Raw genomic sequence first — 17,993 nt, forward strand, 5'->3', positions numbered from 1 at the left:
GAAGAGGATGAGCCATCATCCGATGCGAATGATGTGCTGGTCCCAATTTACGGTCTCTGATCTGTCCAGGAACCGGCCATCATAGGAAGACGTGGCAAAGCCATGGGCCGCAGGCGCAATACCAGCCGCCTCGCTCAGGCTGGCGGTGTTCAGCACTTTGCCGCTGTCGGCATCCAGCGTTACCGAAAGGCCGCCATTTGGTGAGGTGATACCGACCAGTCCCTCGCGACGGTTGATGGCAATCGCCCCGACATAATTGGCAAGCCCACGGGTGATATCGGGAGGCAGGTCGAGCCAGTGTAGCGCTTCGCCGCGCCTGAAATGGCCGACCAGTGGCGGCAGGTCGCGGCGGGGGCCTTCATACTGGCAGGCAAACCAGATCCGGCCACGCGCATCGAGATCGATATGCCGGGTCGAAAGCTGCCGCAAGGCTTCGGGCAGCGCGTGTTTTTCAATCAATGCGCCGGTCCTGGCGTCAGCCAGCACCAGAGATGGCTGCATATGGTCGAGATTGAGCTTGGTGCGGCCGAAATCGGGATTGGTCTCGATGCCGCCATTGGCGATGATCAGCAGGCTGCCGTCATCGCTGACGCTCATGTCATGGGTGCCGATGCCATGGGCGGAAAATTCGCCGATCCGGCGAAATCCGTCTGTCGCATCGTAAAGCCCGATCATGCCGCGATTGTTGTCGAAATCGTTCTCGCTGGCATAGAGTAGCTTGCCATCGGGCGAAAAATGCCCGTGGCCGTAGAAATGGCGGCCCGCCGGGGCGTTTACGACCACAGGCGCCACCCGCTGTTGCCGGTCGAAGATGAAGACGAATGTGCCGGGCCGCCTCGCAAAGGCGGCCACCTTACTGGCGCTGGCCGCAAGCCCATGGGCGCGGCCTGGCAGGGCTACACGCGCAACGATCCGACCGTCTTCGCTGAGCAGGGCGGCGCCAAATGCTCCATCTTCGGAGCGAAAGGCGGAGGCATAGACGGCATCGGTTGCCGTCAGCGCTTGCGCCTGCGCCGCTGTCAGCCCGGCCAGATAAACGGCGCCTGCGGCTTTGAGAAAGTGTCGCCGGTCCATCAACGCGCCGCGCATAGGGATCAATCCCCGTCCGCGAAGGAAAAACCGGCGCTGAGGCCGACGCCGCCGCCCAGCCCGTCGCTGAGATCGGTGATCATGCTGCGGCTGTCATCCAGCAGGCTGACCAGCTTCTTGCGGTTGTCGGGTTGGCCGACTGCCGCCTCCACATCCGGTGTGATGGATTGGGTGGTCTGGATCAGCTGGTCGGCTTGGGTATTGATGGCGGCGATTACGCCTCGCTTGCCCTCCGGCAACAGGTTTGCAGCCCCTGTGTCGTTGAGAAGCCGTTTGAGACCGGTCAGGTTTTCCTGCATGCTGACGAAGGTCAGGCCGGAGCGCCAGAAAATCGCCTGCTTGGGGGCGATCCGTCCGCCTGCACCCTTGAAGAATGTTTCGATCCGCTCATCGCGCACGGTCTCGGTTCCGTGGACGAGAATGCCGAGCAGGCCGGTGACGGCCTCCGATGGGGTGCGGAAGACATCATTGTCCGGGCCGGGCTGTTTCCAGGCGGTCTGGATGCCGCCGGGCGCTTCCCAGAGGCTGGACAATTCACCGGCCATGTTTTCGATATTGCCAGCAATCGCCGCGCCATAGCGGCAGCGGAACGCACCGTCTGCCTGGTTCAAAGTCTCAGAGCCGGTGCCGTAGAGCACATATTCCAGCGCGCCAAGGCCCTGGATCGCCACGCTTTTCTCATGCAGGGCTTCCGGCTTGGTAAAGCTGTCGTCATTGGAAGCGATGGCACCCTGGATCTGCTTCAGTGCCAGCCCCTTGCGGTCCGGGTAAAACAGGATGTGCTCAAAGCGGTTTTCCTCGATCACCGGCCCGACCCGGACGATCTCGATCCGCGCCCAGGCGCGCACGGCCTGCTCAAAGCCATCCTTCGCGGCTTTGACGGTTTGGTCGGAAGGGGTCGCGCATAGGGCATTCATCCCGGCATGCAGGGCCTTGGCCTTGTCGAGGAAATTGCGGTAACCAGGGCGGATAAAGCCATCCACGGTCTTTGCCATCACATCTGGAACAGCGGCGGTTTGCAGGGCTGTCGCATGGGGGGCGGCGTCCTGGGCCAAGGCTGGCAGGGCCTGGAATGGGAGGAGGGACAGTGTCAGGGCGAGGGTCAAAATCCGGCATCGAGCATTGGGCATCAGAGTGACTCCAGAAATGTAATCAACGCCTTGCGGTCGCCCGGCGTCATGGATGCAAAGGCGTTGCGGGCTTTTTCCGCCTCGCCGCCGTGCCAGAGAATAGCTTCTGGCAGGGAGTTGGCGCGCCCGTCATGCAGATAGGCCTGGCGACCGCCCACTTTGGCTGTGAGACCGAGGCCCCAGAGCGGCGGCGTGCGCCATTGCTGGCCGCTGGCCAATCCCACCTGTTGCCCATCGGCCAGATCGGGACCCATATCATGCAGCAGGAAATCGGAATAGGGCCAGATCAGCTGGAAGGAAAGGGCCGGGTTGGCGGTATCGCGCCGCGTCACATATTTCGGCTGGTGGCAGCTGGCGCAGCCAGATGCATAAAACAGCGCCTTGCCAGCCAATACTTCCGACTTTGTCACGTCGCGGCGCTTGGGAGGGGCCAGCGTTTCGCTATAGAAGGTCATCAGATCCAGCACCGGCGGCGGCGCCTCGACCGGTCCAAGCCTTGCCTGTACGCCGTTCGGCAGCGCCAGGCATTGCGGCTGGTTTGCCGTGCAATCGCCAGCATGGCGCGGATCGTCGGGAGAGGAAATGCCGATGTCCCCGGCCAAGGCGCTTGCCGCCTGATCGCGGACCGTGGCATTTTCCGCCTTCCAGCCAAAACGTCCGATCTTGATGTCGCCGGTCAGGTGATCGCGCACCTTGGCAACAGTGCCCGAAATGCCCTTGCCCGCTTGGGCCTGCCGTTCGGCATTGGCCAGAATATCCTTGTCGGCAATCGCCTCGATCAGGCCCATGCCAATCATCGGATTGGCGATGCGCGGCGATAGCGTGGTGTCGGCTCCAAGCGGGCCATAACCGAGCGCCTCAATGGTATAGGTGGGAACCCGCAGCGTTACCGTTTCACCACCGCCAAGCGTTACGGTCTTTGGTTGATAGGTCACGGCCAGCCGCCCTTCGGCGGCAAGACCGGGTACGGCGCGGTCCTGCAATTGCCGGCCATAGGTGTCATCGCCAAAATTCAGTGCCTTCAAGGCGGCAATCGCAGCCTTTTCCTCGTCGGTATGCGCGGGGCGAGCCAGCCGCAGAAACATCGAGGTGGTATCGCCATTCGGTCCGGGCGGATGGCCACGACCGCCGCGCTGATGACAGCTTTCGCAGGATCGGGCGTTAAACAGCGGCCCCAACCCGTCCGAGGCCTGGGTGGAGGAGGGAGAGGAGACCCAGAATTTTTGAAAAAGTGCTTCGCCAAGTGAAAATTGCTGCTGCTGTTCGAAACTCAAAGTGGCGAGCGGATGGGTAAAGGCCTTGGCATCGGCTGGACCGGTAGAACTCGCAGCGCCCGCTGTCATCGCCTCGAAGGCTTCGGCTTTTGAAAAGTCGTTGGCGGGTAATGTAGCGGCGTTGACCTTGATGCGATCTGCCACTGTGAGGTCTGGGCGCGGCTCTGCTGCGTGCGTGATTGACGGCCATCCGGTTCCCACCAAAAGCGGGCCGCCAAGCAGGATTATCGTCGCTGTCGTCAGCCGCACGTTCGGCATCCCCATGATAATGGCCGCCGCCAGTGTGTGTGCAGCGGCCATCTGATTTTCAATCCGTTCTTACTTGAAGACGGCGCTGGGGTTGTCGAGGCTGTCGGAGCCTTCCAGCTTGACTTCGCCGAGATCAAGGGCCGCCACGACGCGCTGGATCGACTTGGTCTGGTCGATCAGGCCGTCGATGCCAGCCTGAACGGTGGCATTGCCGTCCTTGTTGTTCTCGGCAATCATCTGGTCGTAATGCTCGACGGACTTGGCGCGTTTCACGAGCGCGGTCATCGCCTTCATGGTGGTGTTCAGCTTGGACTTCATTTCCTTGTCCAGCGCCTTGTCCTTGGCGGCAACCAGGTCCGACAGGGACGGGCCAGTCATCTTGGTGCCGTCGGTGCGGGTATATTTGCCGGTATAGGCCGAACGGATGCCGAGTGCGTCGTAATAATGCGAATTATGGGTGTTGTCGGAGAAGCAGTCATGCTCTTCTTCCGGATCGTGCAGCAGCAGGCCGAGCTTCATGCGCTCGCCAGCCAGTTCGCCGTAGGACAGCGAGCCCATGCCGGTCAAAATAGCTTTGAGGCCAGAGGTCGGGTCGGCCAGCAAGGTCTTGGTTGCTTCGCCTTCCGGCTTCCAGGCATCGACCATTTCCTGAAGATCGGAGACCAGCAGGGTCGAGGCCGACTTCAGATATTGGGCGCGCCGGTCGCAATGACCGCCGGTGCAATTCTTCAGGTCGTAATCGGTAAACGGACGGTTGCCAGCACCTGGGCCGGTGCCGTTCAGATCCTGTCCCCAGAGGAGAAATTCGATGGCATGGTAGCCGGTTGCCACATTGGCCTCGACGCCACCGGCTTCCTGGAGCTTGTTGGCCAGAAAATCCGGTGTCAGATTGGTGGCATCCACCTCTTCGCCGTTGATCTTGATCTTGGTATTGGCAATCACATTGGCAGTGTACAGCGCATTGGTATCGCTTTCCGTGCCGTAGGATTTATCGACATAGTCGATCAGGCCTTCGTCCAGCGGCCAGGCATTGACCTTGCCTTCCCAGTCATCAACGATCTTGTTGCCGAAGCGATAGACTTCCGACTGCTGATAGGGCACGCGAGCCTTGATCCAGGCGGAGCGAGCCTTGTTGAGCGTCGATTTGCTGGGCTTGGCAAGCAGCGCGTCAACGGCAGCATCCAGCGTCTTGGCTGTGGTGAGCGAATCCTGGTATTTCGCCTCTGCCAGCTCTGCATAATGCTTCAGCACTGCATCTGCTTCCGGCGCTTTTGCTGCCGGGGCAGCAAAGCTGGTCGAAGCGATGAAAAGCGCCAGTCCGGCGCCGATCATGAATGGTCGAGACATGCCCTCTCCTCTGGCGCCTTTGGCGCCGCTTATGAACTGTGGATGTGGTCTGTGGGCATGTCATGGAACAAAATTAAACTAGTGTCAAACAATCAGGAATAGCCCTTAATATTTAGGGCGCATCCTGATTTCAAGCCCTGACCATCCGGCAGAAGAAAAACCCGTCCGTGTCTGTTGCGGCAGGGCTCAAGGTGAGGCTTTTGCCATTGGCAGAGGTGGGCTTTGCGACCGAAGCGCCAAACAGCGCCGTCCAGCGCTCCAGCATCGGCATCGGTGAAAATTGCGGATGGGCGGCGGTAAAGGCTTCGATCTGCCGGTCGTTTTCCTCTGGCAGCACCGAGCAGGTGACGTAGATTAACTCGCCGCCGGACCGGACATAGGTGGCGGCTTCGGCAAGGGCTTGGCTCTGCTGTTCGATCCGCTCCTGCAAATTGCGGTCAGTCAGCCGCCATTTGGTGTCGGGCCTGCGGCGCCAGGTTCCGGTGCCGGTGCAGGGAGCATCGACCAGCACCTTGTCGAACCGTCCTGTCATAGATTGCAGAGCGGCCACCCGGTCATGGACCTGGATATTATGCGTGCCTGCCCGTTTCAGCCGCTCGATGATCGGCGCCAGCCGCTTGCGGTCGCTATCATAGGCATGAACTTGACCCTTGTTGCCCATGGCGGCTGCCATGGCCAGCGTCTTGCCACCGCCGCCAGCGCAAAAATCCAGCACCTGGTGACCTTCTGCCGGTTCGACCAGCGCCGAGACGATCTGAGAGCCTTCGTCCTGAACCTCGAACCAGCCCTTCTGGAAGCCAAGCTCAGCGGTCACATTCGGCAGGCGCGACGGGCCTTCGCCCGGCTCGATGCGGATGCCGATGGGGGAAATGGTGGCAGGTCTTGCCTGCGTATGGGATAGCGCCTTGAGGACCTTGTCCCGATTGGCCTTCAGCGTGTTGGCGCGCAGATCGAGGCTGGGGCGCACGGCGAGCGCCTGTGCCTCGCGCAGCCAGTTTTCGCCAAACACAGCTTCGAAGGATGGAACGACCCATTCTGGAATATCGCCTTGGATAAACTGCGGTGCGTCCTCCAGCGTGCGGCTGGCAAAGGCCGCCGTCTGTGCCTGGGTCAGGGGAACGGGGGCAAAACTGTCGCCATCGAGGTCGGCGGCAAGGTTTTCGGGGGCCATTCCCCATTGCCGCAACAATACGGCATAGCCGAGTGCTGCGGGGCTGTCGTCATCCATGATGTAGGCGTGAGAAAGCTTCATGCGCAAGGCGTCATAGACGATATTGCCGATGGCGGCGCGGTCACCTGATCCGGCGAAGCGGTGCGCCAGGCCCCAATCTTTCAGGGCGTCGGCCACTGGCCTGCGGCGTGTCTCGATATCGCTCAGAACTTCTATTGCCCCGGCTAGCCTTCCGCCCAAACGCATGGTCTTCTCCTTGGTGATCCATCAGACCTTGCGTGGTAGCGATGAAATGCCGTTGGGGCAAGCTGCGTTGCTGTATCCCATCAAAAAGTGGGGGCAGATTTTCGATAGAAGCAATAAGCATCAGGATAACAGAACGCTTTTGCGGGTGTTTAATCCATCTGCCGTTTGCAGCCCAACCAGGCCTGAATACCGACAAACCTAGCCGATCAACTCGTAGCAGACCTTGGCGGTGCCGCTGCCGACCATGCCGATATCGGCGGCTGCGGCCTTCGAGAGATCCAGAACCCGGCCCTTGATGAATGGACCGCGATCATTGATCCGCACCACGACCGTCTTGCCATTGTTGCGGTTGGTGACTTTGACCTTGGAGCCGAAGGGCAGCCACTTGTGAGCGGCGGTCAATGTGGTGGGGTTCATACGTTCGCCGGAAGCAGTGCGCGAGTATAGGGCATACCAGGAAGCGCCACCGCAGCCATTTGCTGCAAAGGCCTGGATAGGGCTGAAAGCAACAAAAGAGGTAATAGCTGCTGCGATGAGGACTGACCGACTTAAAGGCACCAAGTTTTCGTTTCCCTTTGCTATTTCTGAGATGAAATTTGCGTAGGGAGGCTTAAAGGTAGGCAAAAATGGCAAAAAAGTGCCTTAGTCGATCACGGAATGTTACGTTAAGATATATTTGTGATGATAGGGTCAAATTAACGTTTTGGAATGAATTTAGAAAAACTGTTTAAAAACAGCCTAAAAACGCAAAAATATTGCGCGCTATGGAAATTCTAATCGATCACGAAATATTTTTCCGTTGTATCGAAAAAATACGCTCCAAATGCTGGGGCAGTCACTGGAATATGGCGAAATTGGCGCAATTTTTGAGCGAAATAGCGGGTCATTCAGAAATGAATGTGCTGATCTATCCTCGCCAGCTGCCGGAAGACCAGAGTTGGTGGAGTGAAACCCGGTAGTCGGGATAGGCAAAGGCAAAGCCCAGCGCCCTGATTTTGGCGTTCATCACCCGCTTGTTCTCGCCGTAAAAGGATCGCGCCATCGGCGACAGTTCCGCTGTCTCGAAGGCCTGTTCCGGCGGCGGCTCGACCCCCATCAACCGGGCAGCCTCTGCCACTACATCCTGCGGCGGGGCGGGTTCGTGGTCGGTGATATTGAAGATCCCATGCTCGTTTTGCCCAGCCAGAAGCCATGTCGCGGTGGCAATATCTTCGACGCGAATACGGTTGAACACCTGATCCTTTTTCACCAGACGCCGCGCAGTGCCTTCGGCCAGATTGACAAGACCGTTGCGACCCGGCCCGTAAATGCCTGACAGCCGCAGTGTCGAGAGCGGCACACCTGCCGCAAGCGCTGCCCTGTCCCAGGCCTGTTCTGCTTCCACTCTCTCCACCGAGCGTACCGAGACTGGTTTGCAGACCGTGTCTTCATCCACCCAGGCGCCCTGGTGGTCGCCATAGACGCCGACGGTCGACAGATAGGCCAGCCATTGCACTTGCGGCATCCATGTCTTCAACTGGCCCTCCGTCAGCCGCAGCAGCGGGTCGCCGTCGCTGCCCGGAGCAATCGATTGGACGACATGGGTGGCGCAGGCCATGGCCTTGATGATCTCGTCTGACAGACGCTGGCCGTCGAACACCAGCGGCTCGATGCCGAGATCGCTCAAAGCCTTTGCCTTGGCCGGTGAGCGCGTCGTGCCACTGACGGGAATGCCCTGCTGGATAAAGTGCTGGCCAATCGCCTTGCCGGAATATCCGGCGCCAAAAATCATCACTCTCATGGGGTCACTCCGGCTGCTATCCATTCCGCCCTGACATCGCTATCGGGCTCATTCTCTCTATAATGTGCGAGAGCGCGAAACGCCTGCGACGGCATCAGGCGCGACAGCGCCCAGACCGCCATGCCACGCACATCCGGTGAGGCATCGGCGAGCAGGTCCAGGCAGGGGGTGATCAGCGTTGACAGTCCCGAATTGCCAGCAGCGATCAGCACATTGCGCACAAACCTGTCGCGTCCGATCCGCTTGACCGGCGAGCCACTGAAATGGCTGCGGAAGCCCGGATCGTCAAGGGTCAGCAAAAAGGCGATGTCCGGTGCCGTCAGGTCTTCGCGGGCCTGAAGCTTGATCTCCCTCGCCTGCGCCGCAAACTTGTTCCAGGGACAGGCGGCCAGACAATCGTCGCAGCCATAGATGCGGTTGCCGAACGCCGGGCGCAGGTCGCGGTCGATCACGCCTTTATGCTCGATGGTGAGATAAGAGATGCAGCGGCGGGCATCGATCTGGTACGGGGCCGGAAAGGCCGCTGTCGGGCAGGCGTCGAGACAGGCGCGGCAGGAGCCGCAGTGATCTCGCTCCGGCGTGTCCAGTTCCAGCTCGGCTGTGGTGAACAGGCTACCGAGAAACAGCCAGGAGCCGTAATCGCGGCTGACTAGATTGGTATGCTTGCCCTGCCAGCCAAGCCCGGCGGCAGCGGCCAGCGGCTTTTCCATGACAGGTGCCGTATCGACGAAGACTTTCACATCCTCACCAGCCCGGGCGGCAAAGCGGGTGGCGATTTCCTTCAGCTTGCCCTTGATGATGTCGTGATAATCACGGTTGCGGGCGTAGACGGAAATCGCCGCCTTGTCGGGTTGCGCCTGTAGAGCGCGCGGATCGGTCTCAGGGCCATAATTCAGGCCGAACATCACGATGGAGCGGACCTGCGGCCACAGCACTTTCGGATCGCCGCGCCGCTCGCGCGTCTCCTCCATCCAGGCCATGGTGCCGTGATAGCCAGCGTCCACGAACTCCAGCAACCGGGCAGGGGCCTGGGGAATGCTCTCCGGCCCGGTGATCCGACAGAGGTCGAAACCCTTGTCGGCTGCTTCCTGGCGGATGAAGGCGGAAAGCTTTGCGGCCCGCGCCCTGGCCTTTTCTGCCGTCCGCTCCGGGCTGCCTTCCTTTGCCATGGTTTTTTCCGTCAGAAATCCAGATCCGCATAGTGGGAAACCGGGGTGAGGCCGCGCACCCGCTCGGCCAGCAGTGGCCGGAACGAGGGGCGCGATTTCAGCCGCTGATACCAGTCCTTGGCAATGGGTGATTCGGCCCAGTCGATCTCGCCGAGGTAATCCAGCACGGATACCGCCGCACCGGCAGCAAGATCACCATAGCTGAGCCGGTCGCCAGCCAGCCATGTACGCGAGCCAGCCAGCCAGCTCAGATATTTCATGTGCTGGCGAATATTGCCACGGGCGGTGCGCAGCACCTTGGAATCCGGTGCGCCGCCGCCGAGACCGTTGGGGATCTGCAATTTGAATACCCGCTCGCGGGCCAGTGGCCGGGTAACGTCCTGTTCCATCTTTTGCAGGAACCAGTCCACCAGCCGGCGGATTTCGGCGCGCTGGAAGGGGTCTTCGGCCAAAAGCCTCCGGTCCCGCTTCAACACGCCATGGGTTTCGTCCAGAAATTCCGATATGACCGTACAGCCACACAGCGTGCGCATATTGTCATCGACATAGACGGGCAGGGTGCCGGCGGGATTGAGCGTGAGAAATTCCCGGCGCTTTTCCCAGGTCTGTTCTTCGACCAGATCTGTCTGAAAACCGTATTCCGACAGGATCAATCGGACAAAGCGGGACGTGGTTGACATCGGATGGTGATACAAAGTGGGCATTGATGGGGCACTGTTCCGGTTGGGGGCGATGATCGGGGCTGTCTGGTTTCTCTTGGCTGGCCATTCCATCTGGCCATAACATCTGGCCAGGGGGCCAACCTTGCGTCTATAGGAATTTCATTCCGTCATACAAGCGAATCGCTTTCCTTGTCACGCCTATCAAAGGACAATCCATGGAAGATCAATCGATCGTCAGCGCCCTTCTTCTCGGTCTTATCGAGGGCCTAACGGAATTCATCCCGGTGTCTTCGACGGCGCATGTGCTGTTGGCCGGTCATTTTCTCGGCTTCAAATCGCCCGGAAACACCTTTGCAGTGCTGATTCAGCTCGGTGCCATTCTTGCTATTTTGGCCGTCTATATCCAGAAATTGCTGGGGATTGCGCTGTCTTTGCCCAGCAATCCCAAAAGCCGCCATTTCGTCCTGGCTGTGCTGGTGGCTTTCCTACCCGCTGCGATTATCGGCGCGCTGGCCCATGACTTCATCAAGGCGGTGCTGTTCGAAACCCCGATGCTGATCTGCGTGATGCTGATCCTGGGCGGGGTAATTCTTCTGTGGGTTGACCGGATGACCTTCAATCCCCGCTATACCGACGTCATGGATTATCCCATGTCGCTGGCTCTGAAGATCGGCCTGTTCCAGTGCCTGGCGATGATTCCCGGCACATCGCGTTCGGGCGCAACCATTGTCGGCTCGCTGCTGATGGGCACCGACAAGCGTTCCGCTGCCGAGTTTTCGTTTTTCCTGGCGATGCCGACCATGCTGGGGGCTTTCGTGCTGGATCTCTACAAGAACCGCAACGCGCTCAGCATGGATGACGGCCTGCTGATCGGCGCCGGCTTCCTCGCGGCGTTCATTTCGGCGCTGTTCGTGGTGCGTGGACTGCTCGATTTCGTCTCCCGCCGCGGCTATGCACCCTTTGCCTGGTGGCGGATCGCCGTCGGCGTCGTGGGTCTGATCGGTCTTCTGGTCTGGGGATAAGACAAATCCATGGGGGTTTGCCCAGCCCACCCTGTAGCGCGTCGCCAAATGATTGGCGGCGTGATGTACACGAATTCCTAAAATTCCTACAGCGCCGCGCGTTTTATGAACGCACGGCGCTGTAGAGTTTTTCAGAGAAAAATGGAAACGCGCTTCCGGAAACGTAAGCGAGAGAAACTATCTCTTTGCTTTACGCATAACCTGATTGAAAACCGCTTTTTACGGTTCCTGGAAAGGTTCTCTGACGGGGAACAGGATGACCCGCAGGTCTCAGCGGGCAATCGAGCCCGTGCTGCAAGGGTCAACACCGTAGGCGGGGGCGCAATTGCCCTTGCGGGCCGCGACCGTCGATGGAGCGACGAAGGAACCTGCGATGACAACCAATGCCGCACACGCAAAAAACAGTGCGATAGATTTGCCCATGAAATCAGTACCTCAGAAGAATGTGAAATGGCGGGTGCGAAGAACGCTGGCCCCATGCATCGATCCGTCTTTACGCATGGCCCACCTCAACATCAATAGCGGAATGTGCTGAATTGGCGGTTAATGAAACTAATTAATTTCTGCGTCTTTTGTGCAACGCCGACACAAAGCCAAAGCCGTTCTGGAGGCGGAGTTTGTCGTCCCTTGAAAGCTGGATTCAGCTTCCCCCTGACCAACCCTAACCCGCCGTTCATGCGCTGTATGGAGCGCATGAACAAGTCCCAAGAGTGATTCTCAATCCGATGCCGATCAGGCTGCCTTGCCGGAGCGGCTATACTGTCCATGCGGACGGAAATGGATGAGATAGGAGGGCAGAACGGCGGCAACGGCTGTCGGCGTAATGCCAAGGGCTGCGAGCGTCCTGCCTTCCTTCTTGGCGGCCTCGGAGATGACGTTATCGCTTTTCAGCAGCGTCAGCTGATCGTTGGTCAGTGGCGGGGTGATCAGCGGAATAGCCGAGGCGACGGAGGCAAGCAGCGAAGCGATACCGAAGGGCAGCGACACCAGCGGATTAGTGCGGTCGATAACCCGCAGCATTTCCTCAAGACATTGCCGGAAGGTCAGAACTTCCGGTCCGCCCAGCTCATAGAGACCGGCAGATACCTTGCCATCGACGGCTCTGACCACGGCTTCGGCCACGTCTTCGACGAAGACCGGCTGGAATTTCGTCTTGCCGCCGCCGATCAGGGGCAGGACGGGCGACAGACGGGCCATGGCGGCAAACTTGTTGAAGAAGCTGTCCTCGGGGCCGAAAACGATGGATGGCCGAAGGATGACCGCGCCCGGGGCGACCTGGCGGATGGCATCTTCGCCCCGGCCCTTGCTGGCTGCGTAGCTGGAGGCCGATTTCGCATCGGCGCCGATGGCCGAGATATGCACCAGTCTCGCACCGGCTGCGGTTGCTGCTTCGGCCACGGCACGGGCGCCGAAATCCTGCACGGCGTCGAACTTGTTGCGGCCAGATTCCAGCAGGATGCCGACGCAATTGACGACAACCGACGCGCCATCAACGGCCTTTGCGACGCTGTCGCGGTATCGCAGATTGGCCTGAGACAGTGAAATCTGTCCGACATTGCCGAACGGCAGCACGAAACCGGCCAAATCGGGGCGGCGCACGGCGACGCGCACCCGGTAACCGCGTTGGGCCAGCACCCGCACCACATGCCTGCCCACGAATCCGGAGCCTCCGAAAACGGTAACGAGCGGCGGAAGATTTGCGAACGTCATAGAGAGCTCCTGCGGATCGGAATATCGGACCAATTCATCTGCTGTCTCATATCGCTAATGCGCAGCGAGGTGAAGCAGAATCATGCTGTTCGATGTCTGGGACCAGAGTTAATAGAACCGCTTTGAAACTGGGATCAAAGGTTGCCTTCGACCAGGACAATCTCACCGTCGGCGACGTCCTGGCGGATCTTGACGGCGGCCTGATATTCCGGCGAGTGATAGCAGTCATAAGCGGCCTGGAAGGAGGGAAACTCGATGACCACGTTGCGGGCCCGGCTTTGGCCTTCCACGGCATCCGTCTTGCCGCCACGGGCCAGAAAGACCGCGCCGAAACGCTCAAAAGCCGGCTTTGCCGTCGAGACGTAATCCTTGTAGCGTTCCGCATCACGCACATCGACGCGCGCGATCCAATATCCCTTTGCCATCAAATCACCTCTTTCGGTTTCTCTTTGGTGATCGGTGAATTTTGCTGCAAGGTCAAGTGGGCCAGTACGGGCGGCCAATATGGGCGGCCAATGGTTTGAAGGATGGAAAGGGCGCTTGTGCGATGTTTTGTGGCCTTGGCTTTGGCCGCAAGAGTGAGGCATTGTCAAATTCAGCGCGACGGCCAGCCCGTCTGGGGTACCAATCGGAGACGGGGTCAAGGTGGTCAATATCCGCAACCTGATACACAATGAAATGAGCAGGGAGATGAACAGGCTTCCAAGGCTCGCGCCGGTCCTGTTGTTTTTCCTGTTGTTCGTTCCTTTGCTGCCGGTCCCCTTTACCAAGGTCTCGCTGATGGGAGGCAGTGCGTTCGCGGCCTCCGCGCCTGCTGCCACCCATGGCGCGGTTGCCAAGCCCTGCGCTCCCTCGGTCTATGAGGCGCTGCGCGACACACCGCTTGAGGCCGAGAGCGTCTTGCGGTTGGCCTGCAAGGTCGACCTGACCCGTGATGATCTGGTGATGCAAAATCTGGAATTGCTGGGGGCCGATGCCAGCGGTGTCAGCATTGATTGCCATGGCGGCGTTATCGGCCTACCTGGAAACGTGCCGAAGGGCGCGCCGCCCACCATCCGCATTGCCTCGCTGCGCAAGGATGATGGCAGCTGGAGCGTTCCGCACGACATCGTGATCCGCAATTGCAAGATCTACGGGTCCATCCACATCATGGGGCTTGGCGCCAATGGTGAGGCGGACCTGGTGCGGCAATCCTCGCTCAATCGCAATCATACCGAATATGCCCAGTCAGTCGCACCTTCAGGCATCGTCCTGGACACTCTGTCGATTGTCGCCGATGGCCCAATCCCGCTCTATGTCGCGCCCGGTGTCACCCATGTGACCCTGTCGCACTCGACCATCCAAGGGCAAACCAAGGGATCGGCGATCTATCTCGATGCGGAGACCGCGCATAACACCATTTCAGGCAATAGTCTCGAACTGGCGACGCGCAGCCGCGAAATGATCGCGGTGGACGGATCGGCTCATAATGTCATCGAAGCAAATAGCTTCGCCAACGCGCAGCATGGCGGAATTTTTCTCTACCGCAATTGCGGCGAGGGGGGCACGATCCGCCACCAGACACCGCAGCATAACCGGATCGCCGATAATAAATTCACCTACCAAGACGCTTTTCGCCCGCGCCCGGCCATCTGGCTGAATGCTCGCGAGGCCTGGCGCAATCTCTATTGCTACCAGGACCCGCCCGCCCCTTTCGGAAGCGGTGCCGACAACCACAGCTTTGCCGATTTCAATACTGTCAGCGGCAACCAGATCATCGGTGGAGATGCCGACCTGATCCGTGACAATGGCGAAAACAATGTGCTGAGCGGCAATAGCGCCAAGCACTGAGGACCGGCCGAGCTTCCCAGCTGAGCCTCATGGACCTCAGGTGAAAGCGGCCTGCATTTCGGCGAGAATGACCTGGGTTGCGGCTCTCGGATCGTCTGCCTTGACGATCGGGCGACCGACAACCAGGTGGCTGGAGCCAGCATGGATGGCGTCTGCTGGTGTCATCACCCGTTTTTGGTCACCGGCATCGGTGCCAGCGGGGCGGATGCCGGGCGTGACAATGGCCATTTCGGAGCCGAGAATGGCGCGCACAGCCTCAGCTTCCTGCGCTGAGCAGACAATACCACCCATGCCTTTTTCTTTTGCCTGGGCGGCCCGCTTCAAAACCAGCGACCGGGCATCGCCCTGATAACCAGCATCGGTGAGATCCTGGTCATCCATCGAGGTTAAGACGGTCACGCCAAGCAGGCAGAGACCCGACCCCTGGGCTGCTTCCACGGCGGCCTGCATCGCCTTCGGATAGGCATGCAGCGTCAGCATGGTCATGCCCATCCTGACAATATTTTCCACTGCCGAGGCGACGGTATTGTCGATATCGAGCAGTTTCATATCCAGAAAGACCTTCTTGCCGCTTTGGGCGAGGTCTCGGGCAAATTCCAGCCCGCCTGCGAAGGCCAGTTGATAGCCGATCTTGTAGAAAGTCACGTCTTCGGCCAGCGTCGAGACGAGTTTTTCCGCCTCAGCGACGGTGGCAACGTCAAGCCCAACGATCAAACGATTGCGCGCATCCATCAACGATCTCCCTGCCAGATTTCCATGGCGGTCCAGTCGCATGTGACGGTCAGATCCGCAAGAGTGAAGCAGAAGAGATTGCCGCCGCCCGGCGGCTGATCGCCGCTTCGACTAATTGGTTGGCCTTGCAGATGGCATTTTAACAGGGTTCCGACGCCGCCATGACCGATGAAGGCGATAGGAACAGCCGGATCGTGGCTGCCAAGAACATCCTGGATCGCCCTGACGATCCGGGCCTGCGCATCGATGGCCCGCTCCCAGCCGTAGAAACTCTCCTCAGTATGGGCAAAGAACCAGTCCGCCGCCTTTTCAAACTCCGGCGGGGTCAGAAAGCCGGTCGCGGAGCGGTCGTTTTCATGCATGGTCTCGATCTGTTCGGCACCGATATTGGCCGCACCCGCCAGGATCGCCGCTGTTTCCACGGCCTTGGTCTCGGGGCTGCTGACGATGCGGCCAAGCTGGCGCACCCAGGCGGCATCGGCTGTTCGGCGGGTCCGCTCCTGCCCCAGATCGGACAGTCCCCATTGCGGCACCGGCACGTCCGGGTCGATCCGGACCTGCGGATGGGTGATGTAGACGGCGAACATGTCTTGGGTCTCTTCAGCGGCGGCGATAGATCCAGAGCTGGGCTGGCGGAATGTTGCGGACCACGAAATCGAAATGCTGGATGAAATAGCTGCCGCCTTTGGCGATAATCGGCGACATCGGCCCGTAGGAAATCTGCATGAAGGGCCGTCCATGCGGCATACGGTCCAAAAGGTCTTCCAGCAGCCGGATGCGCTCTTGCATCGGGAAGTTCAGGAGCGGCATGGCGGAAATCACGCAGTCAAAGGACAGGCCGGACAGCGGACCCAATGTCTTTTCCAGGTTGAAGGCGTCACCGTGGACGAAATTCACGCCGGGGATCGTCTCGGTCAGATGCCGGTGGAAGTCGGCGGAATATTCGACAGACACCAGTTTCTCTGGCTTGATGCCGCGCGCCAGGATCGCCTTGGTGATCACGCCGGTTCCCGGTCCCAGTTCCAGTACCGGCAACCCGCTTTCCGGCGTGATGATGCTGGCCATGCGCCGGGCGGTAATGGTGGAGGTCGGCACGATGGCGCCCACCAGCTTCGGCCCTTGCATCATGCCCTTGAAGAAACGGATTTCCTCATCGAACTTCTTTTCCAGCCGCTGCTTCAGGTTGAGCTTCATTCGCCGTCATCTCCTAAAAAGATATGCTGCGCCGATCATGGGCGCATAATCGGCATGTTGATGCGATTTGTCGCGAAAACAAGACAAAATGGCGCGCATGTGAAAATTTGTGTCCGGCCCAAGCTGGGCGGTGTTGCAAAAGACGCAGACCAGCCAGATTTTTTCGGGGCAGTATGCAACAGAAACGCCGTCCCGTGTGGCAGACGGGACGGCGTTATGGATTGATGAGAGGATCGATTTTTTAAACGCGCATCGGCATCAGCACGTAAAGCGCGTCGTCGCCAGCCGTATCGCGGATCAGGGTCGGCGATCCGGCATCGGCCAGAAGGAAAATCGCCTCTTCACCGGACAGCTGCGCGGTGATGTCGAGTAGATATTTGGCGTTGAAGCCGATTTCCATCGCATCGCTTTCGTAGCCGACGGCGACTTCCTCGGTGGCGCTGCCCGAATCCGGGTTGTTGACCGTCAGCATCAGATGGCCGTCGCCGATGGCGAGCTTCACCGCCCGGCCACGTTCCGACGAAATGGTGGAAACACGGTCAACGGCGCGGGCGAAGGTCTGGCAATCAACCCGCATTTCCTTGTCATTGGCCTGGGGAATGACCCGCTGATAATCGGGAAAGGTGCCGTCGATCAGCTTCGAGGTCATGACGATCTCGCCGATATTGAAGCGGATCTTGGCGTCGGACACTTCGAGCGCCACGATGAGATCGGGATTATCGACCAGTTTCTGCAACTCGCCAACCGTCTTACGCGGAATGATGATGCCCGGCATGCCTTCCGAACCGGATGGCGCTTCCACGTCGGCGCGGGCCAGGCGGTGGCCATCGGTGGCGACGGCGCGCAGCTTCAGCTTGCCATCGGCTTCAATCGTGTGGAGGTAAATGCCGTTCAGATAATAGCGGGTTTCTTCTGTCGAGATCGCGAATTGGGTGCGATCGATCAGCATTTTCAGGTCCGAGGCCTTCAGCTTGAAGGAATGGCTGAAGCTGCCGGTGGTCAGGTCGGGAAAATCCTGCTCCGGCAGGCATTGCAACGAGAATTTTGACCGCCCGGAGGCGACCGTCATGCTGGCGCCATCCGGATTGGTCGAGAGCAGCACCTCGGCACCGTCAGACAATTTGCGGACGATTTCATACAGCAGATGCGCCGGAACCGTAGTAGCGCCCGCCTGCTCGATATTGGCCGGGGTCGCTTCGGTGACTTCCAGATCAAGGTCGGTTGCCTTCATCGACAGGCTCTGGCCTTCGGCGCGCAGCAGCACGTTGGACAGGATCGGAATGGTATTGCGCCGCTCGACCACCCGGTGAACATGGTTCAGGGACTTCAGAAGATTGGACCGTTCAAGAGTAATACGCATCGACGCTGCCACTTTCGACCTGTGCGAT

General features: G+C 59.5%; 18 protein-coding genes. 2 read left to right on the forward strand and 16 right to left on the reverse strand.

The window, feature by feature from the left end:
* Positions 1-15 precede the first annotated feature (15 nt).
* The 9 genes from FS819_RS17820 to FS819_RS17860 form a co-directional block, all read right to left on the reverse strand.
* Positions 16-1,089, reverse strand: a complete 1,074-nt coding sequence (locus FS819_RS17820) for a DUF1513 domain-containing protein (RefSeq protein ID WP_156549139.1) — start codon at positions 1,087-1,089, stop codon at positions 16-18.
* 5 nt (positions 1,090-1,094) lie between these two features.
* Positions 1,095-2,219: an imelysin family protein gene (locus FS819_RS17825; protein WP_156549141.1), complete on the reverse strand. Its 1,125-nt coding sequence runs from the start codon at positions 2,217-2,219 to the stop codon at positions 1,095-1,097.
* Positions 2,219-3,793 carry a di-heme oxidoreductase family protein gene (locus FS819_RS17830; RefSeq protein ID WP_156549142.1) on the reverse strand — a complete coding sequence of 525 codons (1,575 nt, stop codon included), beginning with the start codon at positions 3,791-3,793 and terminating at the stop codon, positions 2,219-2,221. Before FS819_RS17830 ends, FS819_RS17825 begins: the two co-directional genes overlap by 1 nt.
* A gap of 18 nt (positions 3,794-3,811) precedes the next feature.
* Complete coding sequence (locus FS819_RS17835; RefSeq protein ID WP_071202480.1) at positions 3,812-5,089, reverse strand: imelysin family protein; 1,278 nt, start codon at positions 5,087-5,089, stop codon at positions 3,812-3,814.
* Between the two features lie 130 nt (positions 5,090-5,219).
* Complete coding sequence (locus FS819_RS17840) at positions 5,220-6,506, reverse strand: RsmB/NOP family class I SAM-dependent RNA methyltransferase (protein WP_156549144.1); 1,287 nt, start codon at positions 6,504-6,506, stop codon at positions 5,220-5,222.
* 198 nt (positions 6,507-6,704) lie between these two features.
* Positions 6,705-7,040, reverse strand: a complete 336-nt coding sequence (locus FS819_RS17845; RefSeq protein WP_409050036.1) for a septal ring lytic transglycosylase RlpA family protein — start codon at positions 7,038-7,040, stop codon at positions 6,705-6,707.
* Positions 7,041-7,413: 373 nt separating this feature from the next.
* Positions 7,414-8,286 (reverse strand): SDR family oxidoreductase, encoded by an 873-nt coding sequence (locus FS819_RS17850; RefSeq protein WP_197434071.1) that lies wholly within the window; start codon positions 8,284-8,286, stop codon positions 7,414-7,416.
* Positions 8,283-9,455 carry a tRNA epoxyqueuosine(34) reductase QueG gene (gene queG, locus FS819_RS17855; protein WP_156549148.1) on the reverse strand — a complete coding sequence of 391 codons (1,173 nt, stop codon included), beginning with the start codon at positions 9,453-9,455 and terminating at the stop codon, positions 8,283-8,285. The genes FS819_RS17850 and queG overlap by 4 nt, the downstream gene beginning before the upstream one ends.
* 11 nt (positions 9,456-9,466) lie before the next feature.
* Complete coding sequence (locus FS819_RS17860; protein ID WP_156549150.1) at positions 9,467-10,159, reverse strand: glutathione S-transferase family protein; 693 nt, start codon at positions 10,157-10,159, stop codon at positions 9,467-9,469.
* A 173-nt stretch (positions 10,160-10,332) separates the two neighbouring features.
* Between FS819_RS17860 and FS819_RS17865 the strand changes: the two genes are divergently transcribed.
* A complete protein-coding gene (locus FS819_RS17865; RefSeq protein ID WP_156549152.1) occupies positions 10,333-11,139 on the forward strand; it encodes an undecaprenyl-diphosphate phosphatase in 807 nt (268 codons plus the stop codon).
* A gap of 270 nt (positions 11,140-11,409) precedes the next feature.
* Here the strand turns inward: FS819_RS17865 and FS819_RS17870 are convergent, their stop codons facing one another.
* The 3 genes from FS819_RS17870 to FS819_RS17880 all read right to left on the reverse strand — a co-directional run bounded on the left by FS819_RS17870 (position 11,410) and on the right by FS819_RS17880 (position 13,274).
* Positions 11,410-11,562 (reverse strand): hypothetical protein, encoded by a 153-nt coding sequence (locus FS819_RS17870; protein WP_085946581.1) that lies wholly within the window; start codon positions 11,560-11,562, stop codon positions 11,410-11,412.
* A 309-nt stretch (positions 11,563-11,871) separates the two neighbouring features.
* The gene (locus FS819_RS17875) at positions 11,872-12,849 is read right to left on the reverse strand and encodes a complex I NDUFA9 subunit family protein (protein ID WP_156549154.1); all 978 of its coding nucleotides are present in this window, start codon (positions 12,847-12,849) and stop codon (positions 11,872-11,874) included.
* Between the two features lie 134 nt (positions 12,850-12,983).
* Positions 12,984-13,274 carry a DUF1330 domain-containing protein gene (locus FS819_RS17880; protein WP_156549157.1) on the reverse strand — a complete coding sequence of 97 codons (291 nt, stop codon included), beginning with the start codon at positions 13,272-13,274 and terminating at the stop codon, positions 12,984-12,986.
* Between the two features lie 265 nt (positions 13,275-13,539).
* On the opposite strand from FS819_RS17880, the gene FS819_RS17885 reads away from it, so the two are divergent.
* Entirely contained in the window at positions 13,540-14,679 is a 1,140-nt protein-coding gene (locus FS819_RS17885) for a right-handed parallel beta-helix repeat-containing protein (RefSeq protein ID WP_197434070.1), read from the forward strand.
* Positions 14,680-14,715: 36 nt separating this feature from the next.
* Here the strand turns inward: FS819_RS17885 and pyrF are convergent, their stop codons facing one another.
* From pyrF to dnaN, 4 genes are all read right to left on the reverse strand, one after another.
* Positions 14,716-15,411, reverse strand: coding sequence for an orotidine-5'-phosphate decarboxylase (pyrF, locus tag FS819_RS17890; RefSeq protein WP_156549161.1), 696 nt, complete (start codon positions 15,409-15,411; stop codon positions 14,716-14,718).
* Positions 15,411-15,998, reverse strand: a complete 588-nt coding sequence (locus FS819_RS17895; RefSeq protein ID WP_156549163.1) for a histidine phosphatase family protein — start codon at positions 15,996-15,998, stop codon at positions 15,411-15,413. The genes pyrF and FS819_RS17895 overlap by 1 nt, the downstream gene beginning before the upstream one ends.
* Positions 15,999-16,011: 13 nt before the next feature.
* Positions 16,012-16,605 carry a phospholipid N-methyltransferase PmtA gene (gene pmtA, locus FS819_RS17900; RefSeq protein ID WP_012654764.1) on the reverse strand — a complete coding sequence of 198 codons (594 nt, stop codon included), beginning with the start codon at positions 16,603-16,605 and terminating at the stop codon, positions 16,012-16,014.
* Between the two features lie 241 nt (positions 16,606-16,846).
* Positions 16,847-17,965 carry a DNA polymerase III subunit beta gene (gene dnaN / locus FS819_RS17905; RefSeq protein WP_041697382.1) on the reverse strand — a complete coding sequence of 373 codons (1,119 nt, stop codon included), beginning with the start codon at positions 17,963-17,965 and terminating at the stop codon, positions 16,847-16,849.
* Positions 17,966-17,993: the final 28 nt, after the last annotated feature.

The organism is Allorhizobium sp. Av2, assembly GCF_021462805.2.
Taxonomy (GTDB): domain Bacteria; phylum Pseudomonadota; class Alphaproteobacteria; order Rhizobiales; family Rhizobiaceae; genus Allorhizobium; species Allorhizobium vitis_G.